At 71.7% G+C, this 20,396-nt stretch carries 23 protein-coding genes; 12 read left to right on the top strand and 11 right to left on the bottom strand.

Translation table 11 applies throughout. From position 1 onward, the window contains the following. Positions 1 to 18 precede the first annotated feature (18 nt). Genes FHU40_RS23970 through FHU40_RS23960 form a run of 3 tightly spaced genes read right to left on the bottom strand, consistent with a single transcriptional unit; the run spans position 19 to position 2,587 of the window. Positions 19 to 789 carry an NAD(P)-binding domain-containing protein gene (locus FHU40_RS23970; RefSeq protein WP_183595012.1) on the bottom strand — a complete coding sequence of 257 codons (771 nt, stop codon included), beginning with the start codon at positions 787 to 789 and terminating at the stop codon, positions 19 to 21. A 43-nt stretch (positions 790 to 832) separates the two neighbouring features. Next, positions 833 to 1,492 carry a sortase domain-containing protein gene (locus tag FHU40_RS23965; protein WP_183595011.1) on the bottom strand — a complete coding sequence of 220 codons (660 nt, stop codon included), beginning with the start codon at positions 1,490 to 1,492 and terminating at the stop codon, positions 833 to 835. Positions 1,493 to 1,543: 51 nt separating this feature from the next. Further along, the gene (locus tag FHU40_RS23960; protein WP_183595010.1) at positions 1,544 to 2,587 is read right to left on the bottom strand and encodes an LLM class F420-dependent oxidoreductase; all 1,044 of its coding nucleotides are present in this window, start codon (positions 2,585 to 2,587) and stop codon (positions 1,544 to 1,546) included. Between the two features lie 76 nt (positions 2,588 to 2,663). Here FHU40_RS23960 and FHU40_RS23955 point away from each other — a divergent pair, with 76 nt between their 5' ends. Genes FHU40_RS23955 through FHU40_RS23940 form a run of 4 tightly spaced genes read left to right on the top strand, consistent with a single transcriptional unit; the run spans position 2,664 to position 6,319 of the window. Further along, positions 2,664 to 3,683, top strand: a complete 1,020-nt coding sequence (locus FHU40_RS23955; RefSeq protein ID WP_183595009.1) for a Zn-ribbon domain-containing OB-fold protein — start codon at positions 2,664 to 2,666, stop codon at positions 3,681 to 3,683. Between the two features lie 21 nt (positions 3,684 to 3,704). Continuing rightward, positions 3,705 to 4,772, top strand: a complete 1,068-nt coding sequence (locus FHU40_RS23950) for a thiolase domain-containing protein (protein ID WP_183595008.1) — start codon at positions 3,705 to 3,707, stop codon at positions 4,770 to 4,772. Beyond that, positions 4,772 to 5,938, top strand: coding sequence for a thiolase domain-containing protein (locus tag FHU40_RS23945; RefSeq protein WP_183595007.1), 1,167 nt, complete (start codon positions 4,772 to 4,774; stop codon positions 5,936 to 5,938). The genes FHU40_RS23950 and FHU40_RS23945 overlap by 1 nt, the downstream gene beginning before the upstream one ends. A gap of 60 nt (positions 5,939 to 5,998) precedes the next feature. Then, complete coding sequence (locus FHU40_RS23940) at positions 5,999 to 6,319, top strand: helix-turn-helix domain-containing protein (protein ID WP_183595006.1); 321 nt, start codon at positions 5,999 to 6,001, stop codon at positions 6,317 to 6,319. 15 nt (positions 6,320 to 6,334) lie between these two features. On the opposite strand, the gene FHU40_RS23935 is transcribed toward FHU40_RS23940, so the two are convergent. The 3 genes from FHU40_RS23935 to FHU40_RS23925 form a co-directional block, all read right to left on the bottom strand. Continuing rightward, entirely contained in the window at positions 6,335 to 6,937 is a 603-nt protein-coding gene (locus FHU40_RS23935; RefSeq protein ID WP_183595005.1) for a ClpP family protease, read from the bottom strand. Beyond that, the gene (locus tag FHU40_RS23930) at positions 6,934 to 7,539 is read right to left on the bottom strand and encodes a ClpP family protease (protein ID WP_183595004.1); all 606 of its coding nucleotides are present in this window, start codon (positions 7,537 to 7,539) and stop codon (positions 6,934 to 6,936) included. Before FHU40_RS23930 ends, FHU40_RS23935 begins: the two co-directional genes overlap by 4 nt. A 62-nt stretch (positions 7,540 to 7,601) precedes the next feature. Next, the gene (locus FHU40_RS23925; RefSeq protein WP_252275344.1) at positions 7,602 to 8,495 is read right to left on the bottom strand and encodes an aldo/keto reductase; all 894 of its coding nucleotides are present in this window, start codon (positions 8,493 to 8,495) and stop codon (positions 7,602 to 7,604) included. Between the two features lie 38 nt (positions 8,496 to 8,533). Between FHU40_RS23925 and map the strand changes: the two genes are divergently transcribed. Further along, complete coding sequence (gene map, locus FHU40_RS23920) at positions 8,534 to 9,304, top strand: type I methionyl aminopeptidase (RefSeq protein ID WP_183595003.1); 771 nt, start codon at positions 8,534 to 8,536, stop codon at positions 9,302 to 9,304. A gap of 18 nt (positions 9,305 to 9,322) precedes the next feature. Here map and FHU40_RS23915 read toward each other — a convergent pair whose 3' ends face one another. After that, entirely contained in the window at positions 9,323 to 10,564 is a 1,242-nt protein-coding gene (locus FHU40_RS23915) for a cytochrome P450 (protein WP_183595002.1), read from the bottom strand. Between the two features lie 124 nt (positions 10,565 to 10,688). Between FHU40_RS23915 and FHU40_RS23910 the strand changes: the two genes are divergently transcribed. After that, complete coding sequence (locus FHU40_RS23910; RefSeq protein WP_183595001.1) at positions 10,689 to 11,852, top strand: steroid 3-ketoacyl-CoA thiolase; 1,164 nt, start codon at positions 10,689 to 10,691, stop codon at positions 11,850 to 11,852. Between the two features lie 382 nt (positions 11,853 to 12,234). On the opposite strand, the gene FHU40_RS23905 is transcribed toward FHU40_RS23910, so the two are convergent. From FHU40_RS23905 to FHU40_RS23895, 3 genes are all read right to left on the bottom strand, one after another. Further along, positions 12,235 to 13,092 (bottom strand): hypothetical protein, encoded by an 858-nt coding sequence (locus FHU40_RS23905; RefSeq protein WP_183595000.1) that lies wholly within the window; start codon positions 13,090 to 13,092, stop codon positions 12,235 to 12,237. Between the two features lie 335 nt (positions 13,093 to 13,427). Continuing rightward, the gene (locus tag FHU40_RS23900; RefSeq protein ID WP_183594999.1) at positions 13,428 to 14,309 is read right to left on the bottom strand and encodes an SDR family oxidoreductase; all 882 of its coding nucleotides are present in this window, start codon (positions 14,307 to 14,309) and stop codon (positions 13,428 to 13,430) included. Beyond that, positions 14,306 to 15,067, bottom strand: a complete 762-nt coding sequence (locus tag FHU40_RS23895; RefSeq protein ID WP_183594998.1) for an SDR family oxidoreductase — start codon at positions 15,065 to 15,067, stop codon at positions 14,306 to 14,308. The genes FHU40_RS23900 and FHU40_RS23895 overlap by 4 nt, the downstream gene beginning before the upstream one ends. Positions 15,068 to 15,143: 76 nt before the next feature. Here FHU40_RS23895 and FHU40_RS23890 point away from each other — a divergent pair, with 76 nt between their 5' ends. The 4 genes from FHU40_RS23890 to FHU40_RS23875 are packed head-to-tail and all read left to right on the top strand — an operon-like array spanning position 15,144 to position 18,623. Beyond that, entirely contained in the window at positions 15,144 to 15,899 is a 756-nt protein-coding gene (locus tag FHU40_RS23890; protein WP_183594997.1) for an enoyl-CoA hydratase family protein, read from the top strand. Further along, entirely contained in the window at positions 15,896 to 16,789 is an 894-nt protein-coding gene (locus tag FHU40_RS23885; protein WP_343058028.1) for a CoA transferase subunit A, read from the top strand. The genes FHU40_RS23890 and FHU40_RS23885 overlap by 4 nt, the downstream gene beginning before the upstream one ends. Next, positions 16,786 to 17,559, top strand: a complete 774-nt coding sequence (locus tag FHU40_RS23880) for a CoA-transferase subunit beta (protein ID WP_183594996.1) — start codon at positions 16,786 to 16,788, stop codon at positions 17,557 to 17,559. The genes FHU40_RS23885 and FHU40_RS23880 overlap by 4 nt, the downstream gene beginning before the upstream one ends. Beyond that, positions 17,556 to 18,623, top strand: a complete 1,068-nt coding sequence (locus tag FHU40_RS23875; protein ID WP_183594995.1) for an NAD(P)H-dependent flavin oxidoreductase — start codon at positions 17,556 to 17,558, stop codon at positions 18,621 to 18,623. The genes FHU40_RS23880 and FHU40_RS23875 overlap by 4 nt, the downstream gene beginning before the upstream one ends. A gap of 31 nt (positions 18,624 to 18,654) precedes the next feature. Here the strand turns inward: FHU40_RS23875 and FHU40_RS23870 are convergent, their stop codons facing one another. Then, positions 18,655 to 19,089, bottom strand: coding sequence for a MarR family winged helix-turn-helix transcriptional regulator (locus FHU40_RS23870; protein ID WP_343058026.1), 435 nt, complete (start codon positions 19,087 to 19,089; stop codon positions 18,655 to 18,657). Between the two features lie 77 nt (positions 19,090 to 19,166). Here FHU40_RS23870 and FHU40_RS23865 point away from each other — a divergent pair, with 77 nt between their 5' ends. Then, entirely contained in the window at positions 19,167 to 19,529 is a 363-nt protein-coding gene (locus FHU40_RS23865) for a hypothetical protein (protein ID WP_252275342.1), read from the top strand. 26 nt (positions 19,530 to 19,555) lie between these two features. Beyond that, positions 19,556 to 20,338, top strand: coding sequence for an isocitrate lyase/PEP mutase family protein (locus FHU40_RS23860; protein ID WP_183594994.1), 783 nt, complete (start codon positions 19,556 to 19,558; stop codon positions 20,336 to 20,338). The last annotated feature ends 58 nt before the right edge of the window (positions 20,339 to 20,396 follow it).

The following is a 20,396-nucleotide window of genomic DNA, read 5'->3' as shown; positions in this document are numbered from 1 at the left end:
TGTTCCAGTTCGGGGCAATCATCGCGGCCCGGTCCGAACCAGGACGGCGTCCAGCCCCGCGCGCACCGCGGCGTACACGCCGGCCTCGTCGAGGTCGCGCGCGAGCTGCTCGTTGAGCCCGCCCGGAGTGGCGTGCGCACGCGCGAGCGCGTCGAAGTCCGCGCCGGGCGTGCCCAGCTCGGCCGACAACGCCGCGAACGTGTCCGCGACGTACCGGCGCGCCTCGGCCCCCGGGACGCCCCGCTCGGTCAGCCACCCGGAGATCGTGCCGAGGTAGCGGAAGTACGCCGCGACCGTCGCCGACGCGGCCCCCACCGCCTCGTAGGCCGTCTCGTCGCGCACCTCGAGGCTCCCACCGAGCCGGCCGAAGATCTCGGTGACCGCGGGCGTCGCGGGCTGCACCGGGGTCACGCTGTCGCGGGTCGCGACCGCCGGCAGCGGGATGCTGCGCGCGATGTCCGTCGCCGGCGCGACCAGCTCGGCCAGTCGGCCGACCGAGAGCCCGGCCACCGCACTGACCACCGCGTGACGGGTGCGGAACCGGAGCCCGTCGAGCACGCCCGCGGCGTCGGCGGGACGCAGGCAGACCAGCACCACGTCGCCGGCGTCGACGACGGCCTGGTTGTCCGCGGCGACCCGCACCGACGGGAACCGGGCCGCCAGCTCGGCCGCACGCGCCGCGTTGCGCGGCGACAGGACGACGACCGGCGGCTCGGGCACGCCGTCGCACAGGCCGGTGACGATGGCCGTCGCGATCGAGCCGACTCCCAGGACGCCGTAGGTGGTCACCGGACCAGCCTCCCACCCGGACCACGGTCACGGGTGGGCCGGCTCAGCGACCGCGCCGCGGCGGGCGGTCGGTCCGCTTGACCAGGATCCCGATCTTGTCGATGCGGTGCTCGGGGTTGCCGAACCGACCGGTCCAGTGGTTGCCGCGGGCGCGGTCCTCCGGCGTCGCGCACGTCGAGATCGTGATGAACCCGCGGGTCGGCTCCTTCTCCGGCTTGCCGGGGACCGCGGCGCGCTGCCGGCGCAGCGACTCAGCCGAGCGGAAGGACACCCAGCGGGTCTTCACGATCCGGTAGACGTAGCGCCAGCGGCCGCTGTCGACGAAGACCTTGTCGTGCCGGCGCAGCGTCGGCGTCTGCCGGAAGACCCCGCCGTGCGAGGTGCGGTGGGCGGTGACCTGGTAGTTGCCGATCCCGCCCGGGCCGGTGCCACCGTGCGGACCGTGGGAGCTCGCGGCGATGCCGCGGTCCTGGATCCTCGTGCCCGGCGCGTCGTCGGTCTTGCCGCGGTAGGCGACGACCCTCAGGCGGTGGATGCCGAGGGTGGGGATGGAGAGCCGGGCGTTGCGGGCCTCGCCGCTGCTGTACTCGACCTGCGTGGCCGCCGGCGGCTCGGCCAGGGCGGGCGCCACGGGACCGGCCGAGAGGGCGAGGACGACCGAGCCGACCAGCCCGACGGCGGCGGAGATGCGCGTGGCGTGCATGTGCGGCTCCTACCCGCCGGGGGCCCGGCACAGACGTTCAGGTGAGCAACTTCAGGTGAGCAACTCTGCCACCGACCGGACCTCCGCGGCCGAGCGGCAGCTCAGGAGCAGCGTCGTCACGCCGGTCTCCTCCCACTGCGCGACCCGCTCGCGGACCTCGCCCGCGGTGCCGATGATGTGCATGTCGTCGACGAGCTCGTCGGGGATCAGCGCCGTCGCCTTGTCCTTCTCGCCCGCCAGGTAGAGCGTCTGCACCTCGGCCGCGAGCGCCTCGTAGCCCATCCGCACGAACACCTGGTTGTGGAAGTTCGCCTCCTTGGCGCCCATGCCGCCCATATAGAGGGACACGAAGGGCCGCATCGCGTCGAGCACCGCGGCCTTCTCCTCCGGGCCACTGACCACCTGGAGGTGGCAGGTCGCGGCGATCTCGAAGTCGGCCCTGGTACGCCGCGCGCCCGGCCGCGCGAAGCCCTCGTCGAGCCACGGCTGGTACATGCCGGCCGACTTCGGCGTGTAGAAGATCGGGATCCAGCCGTCGGCGATCTCGGCGGTCTGCGCGACGTTCTTCGGGCCCTCGGCGCCGAGCCAGATCGGCACGTCGGCGCGCAGCGGGTGCACGATCGGCTTGAGCGGCTTGCCGAGGCCGACGGCATTGTCGCCGCGGTAGGGCAGCGGATGGTGAGGGCCGTCGTTGGTCACCGGCGCCTCACGGGCCAGCACCTTGCGGATGATGTCGACGACCTCGCGGGTGCGGGCCAGCGGCTTGCCGAAGGGCTGGCCGTACCACCCCTCCACGACCTGGGGCCCGCTCACGCCCATGCCGAGGATGACGCGGCCGCCCGAGAGGTGGTCGAGCGTCATGACATGCATGGCGATCGACGTCGGCGTCCGCCCCGACATCTGCACGATCGACGTACCCAGCCTGACCCGCGAGGTCTCGCGCCCCCACCAGGCCAGCGGGGTGAAGGCGTCGCTCCCCCACGCCTCGGCCGAGAAGACGGCGTCGAAGCCGGACTCCTCCGCCGCCGCCACCAGCTCCCCGACCCCCTGCGGGGGCTGCGCGCCCCAGTAGCCCAGCTGCAGTCCCAGCTTCACGTCGCGCACTCTCCTCAGAAGTCATATGTCGGTCATTGACCTTGTCGAAGTGTAGAACGTGTTCTACTTTCGGACCATGACACGAACCCTGTCGGCACCGGTCACCGTAGCGTTCGACTACACCCGCTCGACCGGGCCCGTGCTCGGTCGGTTCCTCACCGGCCTCCGCGACGGCCAGGTGGTCGGCGGCCGCACCTCGGACGGCTCCGTCGTCGTGCCGCCGCCCGAGTTCGACCCGGTCACCCATGACCCCGTGACGGAGTTCGTCGACGTGGCGCCGACCGGCACGGTCACGTCGTGGACGTGGGTCCCCGAGCCGGTCGCCGGCCAGCCCTTCGACCGCCCCTTCGCCTGGGCCCTGGTCAGGCTCGACGGCGCCGACGCACCGTTCCTGCACGCGCTCGACGTCTCCTCACCCGACCAGGTCAGCACCGGCATGCGGGTGCAGGTGCGGTGGGCCGAGGAGCGGATCGGCGCGATCACCGACATCGCGTGCTTCGAGCCCGAGGACGGTGGCGACGGGGGTTTCGAGACGGTTGCTAGCGCAACCTCCTCAACCACCGACACGGAGGTTGAGGTGCGAGGAGCGCCAGCGACGAGCCCCGACACCACCGTGCCGGTCACCGGCGTCGTCACCCCCGTCTCGCTCGACTACCTGTACGCCGCGTCGCCCGAGGAGTCGGCGTTCTACCGCGGCCTCAACGAGGGCCGGATCGTCGGCCAGCGCTGCCCCACCTGCCAGAAGGTCTACGTCCCGCCGCGCAGCGCCTGCCCGGCCGACGGGACGCCGACGGCGGAGGAGGTGGAGGTGTCCCAGACCGGCACCATCACGACCTTCTGCATCGTCAACGTCCCGTTCCTGGGCCAGAAGATCGTGCCGCCGTACGTCTCGGCCTACGTGCTCCTCGACGGCGCCGACATCGCCGTGCTGCACCTGATCCTGGGCGTCGACGCCGCCGAGGTGCGGATGGGGATGCGGGTCCGCGCGGTCTGGAAGCCCCGCGAGGAGTGGACCTACTCGCTCGAGAACATCGACCACTTCGAGCCGACGGGCGACCCGGACGCCGACTTCGACACCTACCGGCACCACCTCTGACCCGGAACCGAGAGGCCTGAGATGAGAGACGTTGCAGTCGTCGGGTTCGCCCAGCGACAGATGCCCGAGTTCGACGGGTCGCCGACCTGCGTGGAGCTCCTGGTCCCGCTGTTCGCCGAGTGCTACGAGCAGACCGGCTGGAGCCGCGGCGACATCGGCTTCTGGTGCTCGGGGTCGTCGGACTACCTGGCCGGACGATCGTTCTCGTTCGTGTCGGCGGTCGACGCGATCGGCGTGATCCCGCCGGTGAACGAGTCGCACGTCGAGATGGACCTCGCCTGGGCGATGTACGAGGCGTGGCTGAAGATCCAGACGGGCGAGGTCGACACCGCGCTCGTCTACGCCTTCGGCAAGGCGTCGGCCGGCGTGCTGCGGCGTACGCTCGCGCTCCAGCTCGACCCGTACACGATGACCCCGCTCTGGCCCGACACCGTGTCGCTGGCCGGGCTGCAGGCGCGGGCCGGCATCGACGCCGGCGCCTGGGACGAGCGGGCGATGGCCGAGGTGGCCAACCGCTCGCTCACCGACGCGGAGAAGAACGAGTACGCGATCCGCAAGGGCGGCTCGTCGGTCGAGGAGCTGCTCGCCCGGCCGATGTACGCCGATCCGCTGCGCAAGCACGACTGCTCCCCCGTCACCGACGGTGCGGCTGCCATCGTGCTCGCCGCGGGCGACCGGGCGCGGGAGGTGCGCGACCGGCCCGCCTGGATCGAGGGCCTCACCCACAGCATCGATCCGATGAGCATGGGCACCCGCGACCTGACCCGGGCCCCGTCCGCCGCCCGGGCGGCCACCGCCGTCGACCTCGTCGGGGTCGAGGTCGCCGAGCTGCACGCGCCGTTCAGCCACCAGGAGCTGATCCTGCGCCGCGAGCTCGGCCTGGCCGGCGACGTACGCATCAACCCCTCCGGCGGGGCGCTGACCGGCAACCCGATGTTCTCGGGCGGCGGCATCCGCATCGGCGAGGCGGCCTCGCGGATCTGGTCCGGCGAGGTGTCCAAGGCCGTCGGGCACGCGACGTCCGGCCCGGCGCTGCAGCAGAACCTGCTCTGCGTCCTGGGCGCTACTACCGAAGGGGCGAGGAACTGATGGCGAAGCAGCCTGCCGCCGTGGTCGGCGTCGGTCAGACCCACCACCGCGCGAAGCGCGAGGACGTCTCGATGGCCGGCCTGTGCCGCGAGGCCATCGACCGTGCACTGCTCGACGCGAACCTGACGCTCGACGACATCGACGCGATCGTCGTCGGCAAGGCGCCCGACCTGTTCGAGGGCGTGATGATGCCCGAGCTGTTCCTCGCCGACGCGCTCGGCGCCGCGGGGAAGCCGCTGCTGCGCGTGCACACCGCCGGCTCGGTCGGCGGGTCGACCGCGATCGTCGCGGCCTCGCTGGTGCAGGCGGGCGTGCACCGGCGGGTGCTCACGGTCGCCTTCGAGAAGCAGTCGGAGTCCAACGCGATGTGGGCGCTCTCGGTGCCGTTGCCGTTCAACATGCCGGTGCACGCCGGCGCGGGCGGCTACTTCGCCCCGCACGTGCGCTCCTACATCCGCCGCTCCGGCGCGCCGAACCACGTCGGCGCGATCGTCGCGGCCAAGGACCGGCAGAACGCGCTCAAGAACCCCTACGCACACCTGAAGAACCCCGACACCACCGTCGAGTCGGTGCTGGCCTCGCAGATGCTGTGGGACCCGATCCGGTACGACGAGACCTGCCCCTCCTCCGACGGCGCCTGTGCGCTGGTGATCGTCGACGAGGACACCGCGGCGGCCTCGCCCAACCCGGCGTGGATCCACGGCACCGTGATGCGGTCGGAGGCGACCACCGCGGCCGAGCGCGACCAGGTCAACCCGCAGGCCTCCCGCGACGCGGCGGCCGCGCTCTGGAAGCAGGCGGGGATCACCAACCCCGTCGAGGAGATCGACGCCGCCGAGATCTACGTGCCGTTCTCGTGGTTCGAGCCGATGTGGCTGGAGTCGCTCGGCTTCGCCGAGGCGAACGGCGGCGGCTGGCGGCTCACCGAGTCCGGCGCCACCGCGATGGACGGCCGGCTCCCGGTCAACTGCTCCGGTGGCGTGCTGTCGTCGAACCCGATCGGCGCCTCCGGCATGCTCCGCTTCGGCGAGGCCGCCCTGCAGGTGCGCGGCGCCGCCGGCGAGCACCAGGTCGACGGCGCCCGCCGCGCGCTCGGCCACGCCTACGGCGGCGGCTCGCAGTTCTTCGCGATGTGGGTCGTCGGCTCGGAGAAGCCGTCGAACTGACGGTTTCGCCCTGCGCGAACGACGGGGACGTCGCCCGCCTCCCGGCCGTAGTGTCGGGACATGGGTGACGTCCTCGCATTCCCGTCCCGTCCGGAGCCCGACCACGCCCCCGAGGCCGAGCCGCTGTGGCGCGAGGCCGTGGGCCACGAGCTGCGCGCGGAGCGGCGTACGGCACAGCGCACGCTGGCCGACGTCGCCACCGAGGCGGGCGTGTCCACGCAGTACCTCTCCGAGGTCGAGCGCGGGCTCAAGGAACCCAGCTCCGAGGTGCTCGGCGCGGTCGCCGGAGCCCTCGGACTCCGCCTCGTCGACCTCACGACGCGGGTCAGCCGCCGCCTGGTGACCGGGCCGATCTCCGGGCCGGTCTGCCTGGCTGCCTGACGCAGACCCTCGCCCTCAGGCCGACAGCCGCTTCCGGCTGTCGAGGACCCCGTCGACGATGCCGTAGGCCACCGCCGCCGGCGCCGACAGCACCAGGTCGCGGTCGGTGTCCTCGCGCACCTGCTCGACGCTGCGGCCGGTGTGCCGCGCCAGGATCACCTCCATCTCGGCGCGCACCCGCGCGATCTCCTTGGCCTGGACGGCGAGGTCGGGCAGCGTGCCCTGTCCCCCGCCCGACGGCTGGTGCAGCACCACCCGGGCGTGCGGCAGCACGGTGCGCCGACCGGGCGCGCCGGCCGCGAGCAGCACGGCTGCCGACGAGGCCGCCTGGCCGACGCACGTCGTACCGACCTCGGAGCGGATGAACTGCATGGCGTCGTAGATCGCCAGCATCGCCGTGACCGACCCACCCGGGGAGTTGAGGTAGAGGTCGATCGGCGAGTCCGGGCTCTCGGACTCCAGGTGGATCAGCTGGGCGATCACGACGTTCGCGACGCCGTCGTCGATCTCGGTGCCGAGGTAGACGATGCGGTCGGTCAGCAGCCGGCTGTAGATGTCGACCGCGCGCTCACCGCGATGCGTCTTCTCGACGACGCTCGGGATCGTGTACTGGCTCATCGTGCCGCCCCGAACGCCGCGGCGGTCCGCGCCGGCGTCACCGCGCCGACGTCGGTGAGCACCTGGTCGACGAAGCCGTAGTCCCGCGCCTGCTCGGCGGTGAACCACCGGTCGCGCAGCGAGTCCCGCTCGACCACCTCGCGCGGCTGGCCGGTGTGCTCGGCGATCAGCCCCAGCAGCACGTTCTTGACGTGCTCGAGGTTCTCGGCCTGGATCTCGATGTCCATGGCGGTGCCGCCGATGCCGGCCGAGCCCTGGTGCATCAGGATCCGTGAGTGCGGCAGGGCGTACCGCTTGCCCGGCGTGCCCGCCGAGAGCAGGAACTGGCCCATGCTCGCCGCGAGCCCCATCGCGAGCGTGCTCACGTCGTTGGGGATCAGCCGCATCGTGTCGTAGATGGCCAGGCCCGCCGTGACGCTGCCGCCGGGCGAGTTGATGTAGAGGGCGATGTCGCGGTGCGGGTCCTCCGCGGAGAGGAGCAGCAGCTCCGCGCAGATCTTGTTCGCGATCACGTCGTCGACCTCCTGGCCGAGGACGATGATCCGCTGGTGCAGCAGGCGGTCGGCCGCGGAGAGGCCGGCGAGCGAGGGTGTCTGGGTCATGCCCCCAGCGTTCGGCGTACGACGTCCGCGTTCCAGCGAATCCGCTCCTGGCGGATCCGCCGTCAGCGGATGGAGGCGGCGGCGAGCGCGGAGTCGAGCTGCTCGACCGTGCTCACCCCGACGATCGGCCGCCACCCGCGCTCGAGCATCCAGGCGAGCACCAGCCGCGACCGCGGGACACCGAGCTCCTCGGCCCTGGCCGTGAGCGCGGCCAGCCGCTCGGTGGTGCCCGGGTGGTCGTAGGCCTCCGGGAACGGGCGGTCCGCACGGTCGTAGCTGCCCTGCACCAGCGGGCTGTAGACCCACAGCTCGATCTCGGGGTGTCCGTCGAGGTAGTCGACGGTCTCGTCGGTGACGAAGCCGAAGCGGTGGTCCTTGCCCGGCACCGGCGCGCCCGGGCGCGGCTCGACGTACGACGTGGTGAGCTGCAGCGCGGTCCACGGCTCGACCCCGAGCCGGTGCGCGATGGCCCGGCCGCGCTCGACCCGCCAGGTCGGATGGTTCGACACGCCCAGCCGGCGGACGACGCCCCTCTCGACGAGCGAGCCGAACGCCGCCACGGTCTCCTCGAGGTCGGTCGAGCGGTCCTCGCCGTGCGCCCAGTAGAGGTCGATCGCCTCGACGCCGAGCCGCTCCAGGCTGCGGGCCGCCTCGCGCTCGATCACGGGCGCGGACAGCCCCTCCACCCCGCCGCCGTCGAGGGGCTCCACGCCCACCTTGGTCGCGATGACCAGCTCGTCACGCAGCCCGGGGTTGGCCGCGAGCCAGCGGCCGAGCAGCGCCTCGCTCTGGCCGCCGTGACCGGTCGGGGACGACCAGAAGGCATAGCAGTTGGCGGTGTCGAGCACCCGCCCACCGGCTTCGACGTACCGGTCCAGGAGCGCGAACGACGTCGCCTCGTCGGTGCGGGTGCCGAAGTACATGGTGCCCAGCACCAGGCCCGTGTCCAGATCCACCCGCCCAGCCTACGGAGCCGCGCCGATAGGGTCGTCTCATGATCGAGCTCCGCACGCCCGCCCAGATCGAGCAGATGCGACCGGCCGGCCGGTTCGTCGGCGAGGTGCTGACCGCGCTCGCCGCGAAGGCCGCCGTCGGCGTCAACCTGCTCGAGCTCGACGAGCTCGCCCACCAGATGATCCGCGACCGCGGTGCGGAGTCCTGCTACATCGACTATCACCCGTCGTTCGGCGCCTCGCCCTTCGGCAAGGTGCTCTGCACGTCGGTCAACGACGCCGTGCTGCACGGCCTCCCCCACGACTACGCCCTCGAGGACGGCGATCTGCTCTCGGTCGACTTCGCCGCGAGCGTCGACGGCTGGGTCGCCGACTCGGCCCTCAGCGTCGTCGTCGGGACCCCTCGGCAGGAGGACCTCGACCTGATCGAGGTCACCGGCCGCGCGCTCGACGCGGCGATCGCCCAGGCCCAGCCGGGCAACCGGCTCGGCGACATCTCGGCCGCCATCGGCGACGTCGCCCGGGCGGCGGGCCTCGGCATCAACCTGCAGTTCGGCGGCCACGGCGTGGGCCGCACCATGCACGGCGAGCCGCACGTGCCCAACGACGGCCGCGCCGGCCGCGGGCTCAAGCTGCGGCCGGGCCTGGTGCTCGCCCTGGAGCCGTGGTTCCTGCACACCACCGACGAGATCTACACCGACGAGGACGGCTGGACCCTACGCAGCCAGGACGGCTCCCGCGGCGCCCACATGGAGCACACCGTCGCCATCACGGCAGACGGCCCGCTCGTGTTGACCGAGCGGGCCGCCTGAACCGTCGTACGTCGTTCCTCAGGCGTACTTGACCTGCAGGTTCTTGATGCCGTTGACCCACGAGTGGCGCAGCCGCACGGGCTCGGCCAGCCGGGAGATGTCCGGCACCACGTCGGCCAGGGCGTCGAAGATCACCCGGATCTCCTGACGGGCCAGGTTGGCACCGAGGCAGTAGTGGGCCCCGTGACCGCCGAACCCGAGCTGCGGGTTGGTCTCCCGCAGGATGTTGAACGTGAACGGGTCCTCGAAGACGTCCTCGTCGAAGTTCGCGCTGGCGTAGAACAGCGCCGCCCGCTCGCCCTTGCGGATCGTGACGCCGCCGACCTCGACGTCGTCGAGGGCGGTGCGCTGGAAGACGCTCACCGGCGTGGCCCAGCGGACCACCTCGTCGACCATGGTGGCGGGCCGGTCCCGCTTCCAGATCTCCCACTGCTCGGGGTTGTCGAAGAACGCGTTCATGCCGTGGGTGATGGCGTTGCGGGTGGTCTCGTTGCCGGCGACCGTCAGCAGGATCACGAAGTAGCCGAACTCGTCGTCGGTCAGGCCCCGCTCGCCCTTGTGGGCGTTGATCAGCTTGGTGATGAGGTCGTCGCGCGGGTTGGCCTGCCGCTCGGCGGCGAGCATCATCGAGTAGCCCAGGATCTCCGCCGCGGCGACGTCGTTGGCCCCGGCGAAGTCGGGGTCCTCGCCCGCGAGCATCTGGTTGGACCAGTCGAAGAGCTTGTGCCGGTCCTCCTGCGGGACGCCGATCAGGTCGGCGATCGCCTGCAGCGGCAGCTCGGCGGCCACGTCGTCGACGAAGTTGCCGGTGCCGCGCGCCTTGGCGTCCCCGACGATCTGCGCCGCCCGCATCTCCATCGTCTTCTCCAGCTCCGCGATGGAGCGCGGGGTGAAGCCACGGGAGACGATCTGCCGGGTGGCGGTGTGCTCAGGCGGGTCCTGGTTGATCAGGATGACGCGCTGGAGCTCGATCTGCTCACGGGCCATCTCACCGGGGAAGCGGATGATCGCGCCGTTCTCGTACGTCGACCAGTTCTTGCTGTCCTTGGAGATCGCCGAGACGTCCTCGTGGCGGGTGACGGCGTAGTAGCCGGTCCCCGCCTCGGGCGCGAAGCCGCTGCACCACACCGGGTCCTGCTCGACCCAGACGACGGGGTGGTGCTGCCGGGCAGTGCGGAACTCGTCGTGCGGAATCGCCCTCTGGATCAGGTCGGGGTCGGTGAAGTCGAAGCCCACCGGCAAGACATCGGTTGCGGTCACAGGAGCTCCCTCGAGGCTGGCTGGAACACGTTCTAGTGATGGAGACTACATACCGAAGGTACGGAAGGGAAGGAGAAGGAGGCTGAGAATTGCCCAAGACGAGAACGTGTTCTACTTTTCTCCCATGGGCACCCCCGTGATCATCGACGCCGTCCGTACTCCCCTCGGCAAGAGGAAGGGCTGGCTCGCCGGCGTGCACCCCGCCGTGCTGCTCGGCTTCGTCCAGTCCCAGGTGCTGGCCCGCGCCGGCATCGACTCCGACCTGGTCGACCAGGTCGTGGGCGGCTGCGTGACCCAGGCGGGCGAGCAGTCCAACGACATGGTGCGCCGCGCCTGGCTGCACGCCGGTCTGGCCCAGCACACCGGCGCGACGGCGATCGACGCCCAGTGCGGGTCGGGCCAGCAGGCCGCCCACCTGGTCCACGACATGATCGCGGCCGGCACCATCGAGGTCGGCATCGCGTGCGGTGTCGAGGCGATGTCCCGGATCCCGCTCGGCGCCAACGTGCCCCCGGGCATGGGCGACCCGCGTCCGGACGACTGGTCGATCGACATGCCCAACCAGTTCGAGGGCGCCGACCGGATCGCCCGCAACCGGGGACTCGGCCGCGCGGACCTCGAGGCCTTCGGCCTCGCCTCGCAGCAGAAGGCGCGCGTCGCCGTCGACGAGGGCCGGTTCAAGCGCGAGATCGCCCCGATCGAGGCGCCCGTGCTCGACGAGACCGGCGCCCCGACCGGCTCGACGCAGGTCGTCGACAGCGACCAGGGCCTGCGCGAGACCACGCTCGAGGGCCTGGCCGGGCTCAAGTCGGTGCTCCCCGACGGACTGCACACCGCCGGCACCTCCTCGCAGATCAGCGACGGCGCCTCCGCCGTACTCCTGATGGACTCCGACAAGGCCCGCGCGCTCGGTCTGACGCCCCGGGCCCGGATCGCCGCGCACTGCCTGGTCGGCTCCGACCCGTACTACCACCTCGACGGGCCGATCGACGCGACCTCGAAGATCCTCGACCGCACCGGCATGACCATCTCCGACTTCGACCTCTTCGAGGTCAACGAGGCGTTCGCCTCGGTCGTGCTCTCCTGGGCCGGCGAACACCACGTCGACCTGGACCGGGTGAACGTGAACGGCGGGGCCATCGCCCTCGGCCACCCCGTCGGCTCCACCGGCACCCGCCTGATCACCACGGCCCTGCACGAGCTCGAGCGTCGCGACGCCAGCAGCGCGCTGATCACCATGTGCGCCGGCGGCGCGATGGCGACCGGCACGGTGATCGAGCGGATCTGATCCGTCGCGTGGCCGCGGCCGCGGCCGCGGGGAGTCTCGGGGGGCGGTTCATCAAGGGATGAGGTCGAAGCTGCGGATCCCTGGCCGAGTTGAGCCCGGGAACCGCGGCTTCATCAAGGGATGAAGGCGAACCCGCAGCCAGACCGACCCCGACCGCGGATCCCTGGCCGAGTTGGGCGTGGCAACCGCGGCTTCATCAAGGGATGAGGTCGAAGCTGCGGATCCCTGGCCGAGTTGAGCCCGGGAACCGCGGCTTCATCAAGGGATGAAGGCGAACCCGCAGCCAGACCGACCCCAGCCGCGGATGTCGCGCCCAGGACCATCGCCAGCCGCTCGCGGTGACCGACAGCAACGGCCGAACACCCCAAGGCCCGAACCGCCGTCAGCCGACTCGCTTGAGCTGCGCACGTAGCCGCCGAGCCGTGGCCTCGGGCGTCTGGTAGTCGGACCAGATCAACCGGACCATGCCCATGCCCGTGGCCTCACGCAGGCGGTCTTCGCGCACCTTCTCCTGGAAGACCACATCTCCGGGGTCCTGACCAGGCTTCAACAGACGTCCGTACTTCATCCACCCGTCGAACTCACCGAGGACACCCTCCCCGAGCCAGGCCCAGTCCGTCGTGCCGATCAGCTCTCCGGACACGTTGCGAACCTCGTACTGCAGAGCCGGCGTGGGTAGCCCAGCCGACCTGAACAGCCACCGGCCGCGCGACTCGCCGACCGACCGCGATCGTGCGTCCGCCATCCGCACGGGCACGTGGAGATGTTGCGTGTACGGCCAGTGCTCCATGAGGGTGAACTGCCCGAACAGTGCGTCCGCGTCGGCAAGGCCAATCCGGAGCAACCCGTCGAACAGGACCAACGCGACCTCGTTGGACGCCCTCGAGGCGGTCTCGATCGCACATCGGGTTGCGCGCAGAACCGCCACTCCGTCGCGCTCGACGACGTCATCGGCGATGCATCGGCCCTCGTGGTGAACCACATCGCCCTCGATGCGGCCCGGGCCGCCATCCAGCCGCGTGACATGCACCCTGCGCAGGTCGACGCCCCACAGGTCGACCCCGTGAGTGACGAGTCCCGAGACGTGGCTCAGGGCAACAGCGTCCCCGAGCGAGTGCGCGACCGCACGGGAGAGCACGCGGTGCCGGCCCACCGGGTCGAGCCCCGCCCACTCGTCGGTGAACGTGTAGTAGCCACGCCGGATCCGGTGCCACGATCGCGACCGCATCGCCGCGGACACGGCGCGGTCGCCGTACCCGAGCTCACGCGCCTCGGCTCGGGTGAAGAAGCCACGGGTCGCGACGAGGATGCGGAGAGGTTCCATGCCGGCAGCGTGCCGCGGCGGCGGAAGGCGTCGCAGGAACGCGGTCGCTCCCTGTGCAGTACGCGGTCGGCCGCACGACTGTGAGTGACATGTGGCCCGCGCGACGGTCTGTGCCGGGGCGCAGGCTCACCTTCATCCCTTGATGAAGCCACGCTTCCCCGCACCAGTTCGTCGAGGGAACCGACACTCGGTCCTCATCCCTTGATGAAACCGCCCGCAGCAGCACACCGACCGGCCGACCCACCACACGCCTACGCGCCGTACACCGGCTCCGGGTCCGGCCCCTGGGCGAGCAGGTCTCGCAGGGCGGGTCCGACCTCGACCGCCTCCCACCTGCGGCCGGCGTCGCGGGCCGGACCGTGCCGCCAGCCGAGCTCGACGGTCATCGTGCTGCCGTCGATCTCGATCACCCGGCCGGTGACGTCGCCGGCCTCCGCGGAGGCGAGCCAGGCCACGATCGGGGAGTTGTCCTCGGGCAGCGCCATGGCGGAGGTGTCGAAGGCGCCCTCGGTCATCCGGGTGCGGGCGACGGGCGCGATCGCGTTGACGGTGACGCCGTATCGGCCCATCTCCTGGGCGGCGACCAGCGTCATGGCGGCGATGCCGGCCTTGGCGGCGGAGTACGTCGTCTGGCCGACCGATCCCTGGAGCCCGGCGCCGGACGAGGTGTTGATGACGCGGGCGGCCCGCTCGCGGCCGGCCTTCGCCTCGGCGCGCCAGTAGGCACCGGCGTGGCGCAGCGGCGCGAAGTGGCCCTTGAGGTGCACCCGGATCACCGCGTCCCACTCCTCCTCGGCGGTGTTGACGAGCATCCGGTCGCGCACGAAGCCGGCGTTGTTGACCAGGATGTCGAGTCCGCCGAAGGTGTCGATCGCCTGGCGCACCATCGCCTCGGCCTGGTCGAAGTCCGCGACGTCGGCGGTGTTCACGACCGCGCGGCCACCGGCGGCCTCGATCTCGGCCACCACCGACTCCGCCGGGGTCTCGCCGGTCCCTTCGCCGGCCAGCGAGACGCCGTAGTCGTTGACGACCACGGCCGCGCCGTGCCGGGCGAGCTCCAGCGCGTGCGCGCGGCCGATGCCCCGGCCCGCGCCGGTGACGATCGCGACGCGACCCTCGAGGAGGTTGCTCATGTGAGTCCCTTCTGCACCACCAGGAAGGCGGGGGTCTCTCCCCCGCCGTGACAGGCCACGGTCGCGCCGGAGACGTACGACGCGAGGTCGCTCGCCAGGAAGGCGGCGAGGTTGCCGACCTCCTCGGGGCGCGCCATCCGGCCGAGCGGGATGGTCTGCTCGATCGCCGCCACCGACGCGTCGTCGCCGTAGTGGTCGTCGGTCTGCTCGGTGCGGCACAGGCCGACCTCGATCGCGTTCACCCGCACCTTGGGCGCCCACTCCATCGCCAGCGACGCCGTCAGCGAGTTGAGCCCGGCCTTCGCCGCGGCGTACGCCGCGATGGTCGGCGCCGGCCGGCTGGCCGAGATCGACGAGATGTTCACGATCGCGCCGCCGGAGTCCTGCTGCTGCATCACGGCGTTGGCCGCCTGGGCGCACAGCAGCGGTGCCTGCAGGTTGAGGCCGACGATCTTGTCGTGGAAGCGCGGGGACGCCGTCGCCGCGTCGGTCGCGGGCGCTCCCCCGGCGTTGTTGACCAGGACGTCGAGCCGGCCCAGGTCGGTCGTCACCCGGTCGACCAGCGCGCGGACCGCCTCCGGGTCGCGCACGTCGCAGACCCGGTGGACCGTGCCGGGCACCGGCTCGACCTCGGAGCGCGAGCAGGTCACCACGGACGCCCCGGCACCGAGCAGGGCACGCGTGATCCCGAGACCGATCCCGCGCGCACCGCCGGTGACGAGCGCGACGCGGCCGGAGAGGTCGAGTGGCAGCACCATGCTGGTAGCCTACCAAGCAAGCATTAGGTTGTGTGCATCACCGGTCCGCCGGTGACCCGAGACCGGAAGGCAGCAGATGAGCATCACCTCCGAGCTTCGCGCCGACGGGATCCGGGTGGTGACGATGGCCCACCCACCCGTCAACGCGCTCCCGGTCCAGGGCTGGTACGACGTGGCCGCCGCGCTCGACGAGGCGGCCGGCGACCTGGACACCAAGGTCGTCGTGCTCCGCGCCGAGGGCCGCGGCTTCAACGCCGGCGTCGACATCAAGGAGATGCAGCACTCCACCGGCTTCGACGCCCTGATCGGCGCCAACAAGGGCTGCTACGCGGCGTTCAAGGCCGTCTACGAGTGCGCGGTGCCGGTGATCGCGGCCGTCAACGGCTTCTGCGTCGGCGGCGGGGTCGGCCTGGTCGGCAACGCCGACTGCGTGGTGGCCAGCGACGACGCCTACTTCGGCGTACCCGAGGTCAACCAGGGCGCGCTCGGCGCGGCCACCCACATGGCTCGCCTGGTGCCGCAGCACATGATGCGCACCCTCTACTTCACCGCGCGCACCATCAAGGCGACCGAGCTGGTGCAGTTCGGCAGCGTGCTCGAGGTGGTGCCCCGCGACCAGCTCGACGACGCCGCGCTGCAGGTCGCCGCCGAGATCGCGGCCAAGGACACCCGGGTGATCCGCGCCGCCAAGGAGGCGCTGAACGGGATCGACCCGATCGACGTCAACAAGAGCTACCGGTTCGAGCAGGGCTTCACCTTCGAGCTCAACCTCGCCGGTGTGAGCGACGAGCTGCGAGACGCCTTCGCCGGCACAGACAAGGGGAAGAAGTGACCAAGGGACCACGCGACAAGCGGATGTCGATCGACGAGGTCGTCGGCAGCCTGAAGAGCGGGATGACCATCGGCATCGGCGGCTGGGGCCCACGGCGCAAGCCGATGGCGCTGGTCCGCGCGATCTACAACTCCGACCTCGCCGACCTGACGATCGTCAGCTGGGGCGGCGCCGACGTGGGCCTGCTCGCCCGCGCGGGCAAGATCCGCAAGCTGGTCTATGCGTTCGTCTCGCTCGACTCGGTCCCGCTCGAGCCCAACTTCCAGCGCGCCCGTCAGGCGGCGTCGATCCCGGACGTCGTCGAGCTCGACGAGGGCATGTTCCAGACCGGCCTGCGCGCCGCCGCGCAGCGGCTGCCGTTCCTGCCCATGCGCGCCGGGCTCGGCTCGGACGTGATGGTCAACAACCCGTGGCTGAAGACGGTCACCAGCCCCTACGACGACGGCCACGGTCATGAGGAGCTCGCCGCCGTGCCCGCCCTCAAGCTCGACGTCGCGCTGGTCCACCTCAACCGCGCCGACCAGCACGGCAACGCGTCGTACCTCGGACCGGACCCGTACTTCGACGACCTGTTCGCGATGGCGGCGGACCAGACGTACCTGAGCGTCGAGGAGATCGTCGACACCGCCGGCCTCACCGTCGACACGCCGGTGCAGCGGCTGCTGCTCAACCGGATGATGGTCACCGGCGTCGTCGAGACCCCGAACGGCGCGCACTTCACCACCTGCACGCCCGACTACGAGCGCGACGAGAGGTTCCAGCGGGCGTACGCCGCCGCCGCGTCCGGCTCCGACGAGGAGTGGCAGGCGTTCCACGACCGCTTCCTCTCCGGCGACGAGGCGTCGTACCAGGCTGCCGTCCAGGCCTTCACCGAGGAGAACACCAAGTGAGTGCCCCCACGAGTTCGACCAGCACCCGGGCGGACGTCTGCGCCGCCGCGATCGCGGACGCGTTCCGCGACGACGGCGAGATCTTCGCCAGCCCGATGGGGCTGTTGCCGACGCTCGGCGTGCGCCTGGCCAAGCTGACCAGCAACCCCGACCTGGTGATCTCCGACGGCGAGTCGGTCTGGCTCGCCGGGGTGCCGCCGATCCACGCCAAGACCGAGGTCGTCGAGGGCTGGATCCCGTTCCCCCGGGTCTTCGACATCGTCGCCTACGGCAAGCGGCACGTGATGATGGGCGCCACCCAGGTCGATCGGCACGGCAACCAGAACATCTCCGCCATCGGCGACTGGGCCAAGCCCAAGCGCCAGCTGCTCGGCAGCCGGGGCGCCCCGGGCAACACCGTCAACAACCGGACGTCGTACTGGGTGCCGAAGCACTCCCCCCGCGTCTTCGTCGAGCGGGTCGACATCGTCTCCGGTGTCGGGCCGAAGCTGGCCAAGGAGGCCGGCGCGGCCGCCGTGCGGTACCACGACATCCACCGGGTCGTCAGCAACCTCGCGGTCTTCGACGTCACCGGCGCCGGCGACACCATGCGGCTGCTCAGCGTCCACCCGGGGGTGAGCGTCGAGGAGGTCGTCGAGGCGACGGGCTTCGCGCTCGACGTGTCCGCCGACGTCCCGACGACGCGTGAGCCGACCGCCGAGGAGCAGGTGCTGATCACGGAGGTGCTCGACCCGAAGGGCCTGCGCTTCAAGGAGGTTCCCAACCCATGATCGACCAGCTCCTCCGCACGCCGTTCACCGATCTCGTCGGCGTCCGCCACCCGGTCGTGCAGACCGGCATGGGCTGGGTCTCGGGTCCCCGCCTCGTCAGCGGTACGGCGAACGCCGGCGGCCTCGGCATCCTGGCCAGCGCGACGATGACCTTCGCCGAGCTCGAGCAGGCGATCATCGAGGTCAAGGGCCGCACCGACCAGCCGTTCGGCGTCAACCTGCGTGCCGACGCGGCCGACGCGGGCGACCGCTGCCAGCTGCTCATCGACCACGGCGTGAAGGTCGCGTCCTTCGCGCTCGCACCCAAGCCTGAGCTCATCGCCCGGCTCAAGGAGCACGGCATCGTGGTGATGCCGTCGATCGGCGCCGCCAAGCACGCGGTGAAGGTGGCCTCGTGGGGCGCCGACGCAGTCATGGTGCAGGGCGGCGAGGGCGGCGGGCACACCGGGCCGGTGCCGACCACCCTGCTGCTGCCGACGGTCCTCGACGCCGTCGACATCCCCGTCGTCGCGGCCGGCGGCTTCTTCGACGGCCGGGGCCTGGCCGCCGCGCTGTCGTACGGCGCGGCCGGGGTCGGCATGGGCACCCGCTTCCTGCTCACCCAGGACTCCGCCGTCCCCGACGCGGTCAAGCGGCTCTACCTGGAGCGCGGCCTCACCGACACGGTCGTCACCGCCAAGGTCGACGGCATGCCGCACCGGATGCTGCGCACCGACCTGGTCGAGGAGCTCGAGGAGTCCAGTGCGGTCAAGCGGCTGGGCCCGACGATGCGACGCACGCTGGAGTTCAAGCGCACCAGCGGGATGTCCTGGCTCGGCCTCGCCAAGGACGGCCGGGCGATGCGGAAGGCACAGGGCCGCACCCTCGCCCAGATGGCCCTGGCCGCCAACACGCCGATGATGCTCAAGGCCGGCCTGGTCGACGGCGACACCGACGCCGGCGTGCTCGCGAGCGGACAGGTGGTCGGCGTCATCGACGACCTGCCGACCTGCGAGGAGCTGATCGACCGGATCGTGCGCCGCGCCGCCGACGAGCTGCGCCGCGCGTCGTCGTACGTGCTCTAGCCCGACGCCGGACCCGGGGCACGGCGCCGGCTCAGCCGTCGGCGCCGTGCACCGCGTCGATGACGCGGGTCAGCACCTCGTGCAGCTCGCGCAGCTCCTCCATCTCGAGGCCGAGCCGCTCGACGACCGCCGGCGGCACCGCCAGCGCCTGCTCGCGCAGCGCCCGGCCCTGCTCGGTGAGCTCGACCGCGAGCGCGCGGTCGTCCTGGGGATCCCGCCCGCGGGTCAGGTGGCCGGCCCGCTCCAGCCTCTTCAGCAGCGGCGAGAGCGTGCCCGGGTCGAGCTGCAGCATCCGGCTCAGCTCGGCGGCCCGGACCGGGGCGTGCTGCCAGAGCGCGAGCATCACGAGATACTGGGGGTGCGTGAGCCCGAGCGGCTCCAGCACCGGCCGGTACACCCCCACGACGCCTCGCGCCGCCACGGACAGCGCGAAGCACACCTGCTCGTCGAGCGCGAGCGGGTTCACGTCGGGGGGAATGCGGACGGCCGGGCCATAGTTGTTAGAGTACCAACTATTGGTGCACCAATGATTCAGGAGAGTTAGTGAGCGAGCCGCAGGCGAAGCCCAAGAAGCGCCCCCGCCACCTGATGGACCCCGCCAACCCGCATCGCGAGGTCGTGCGGTCGACCGGGGCCGGGGCGATGAGCCTCGAGCCGGTGCAGAAGTGGGTGCTCTCGGTGCTCGCCGCGACCACGATCGCGCACATGGCGGGCGGCCTGGTGATCGCCGCGATGTACGTCGACGACACCCGCACCGACGCCCAGATCGGCCTGAACGTGCTCGCCGCGGCCTTCGGCCTGCTCACCGTGGCGGTCTTCCGCGCGATCCACCAGATGCCGCTGGTCTCGGCGTGGCTGCTGCTCGGCCTGCTCCCGGGCATCCTCGGGCTCTACCTCACCCTCTGACGCTCGCCACCGCTAGGGTCGGGTCCATGGCCGACGAGACCACCCGCCTGAAGGCGGCGACCCTGCTCCGCCTCCACCAGAAGCCCGAGCTGCTCACCGTCGTCAATGTCTGGGACGTGGTCAGCGCCCGGACCGTGGCCCAGGTCGACGGCACCCGGGCGCTCGCGACCGCGAGTCACTCAATCGCGGCGTCGTACGGCTACGAGGACGGCGAGAACATCCCCGTCGACCTGATGCTCGAGGCCGTCGGCCGGATCGTTGCCGCGAGCGACCTGCCCGTCTCCGCCGACCTCGAGGGCGGGTACGGCGACCCCGCCGGGACCATCCGCCGCGCCATCGGCCTGGGGGCCGTCGGCGCGAACATCGAGGACCAGATGCGCCCGGTCGCCGAGGCCGCCCGTAACGTCGAGCAGATCATGAGGGTCGCCGACGACGAGGGCGTCGAGTTCGTGCTGAACGCCCGCACCGACACCTTCCTCCGCGCCGGGGACCGCGACCCCGCCGCCGTGCTGGCCGACGCGATCGAGCGCGGGCGGGCCTACCTCGACGCCGGGGCCCCGGTCGTGTTCGTCCCGGGCCGACTCGACGAGGAGCAGGTCGGCGCCCTGGTCGACGCGTTCGGCCCGCAGCGCCTCACCCTGATCGCCCTCCCCGGAGTGCCGCCGCTGGCCCGGCTCGGGGAGCTCGGCGTCGCCCGCGTCTCCTACGGCCCGATGTCGCAGAACGTCGCCCTCACCGCGCTCCAGGAGCTGGTCGAGGAGGTGCACCGCGGCGGCGGCGTGCCCGCCACGATGCGCCGGTTGAACTGACCGCGACGGCTCTCGCTCGCCGGCGGCGGTGTTGGTCGTGCCGGTGGCCGCGGTTTCA

The organism is Nocardioides soli (assembly GCF_014191495.1).
Classification (GTDB): domain Bacteria; phylum Actinomycetota; class Actinomycetes; order Propionibacteriales; family Nocardioidaceae; genus Nocardioides; species Nocardioides soli.
Note: the sequence above shows the minus strand (reverse complement) of the source record. Positions and strands in the feature narration are given on the sequence as shown.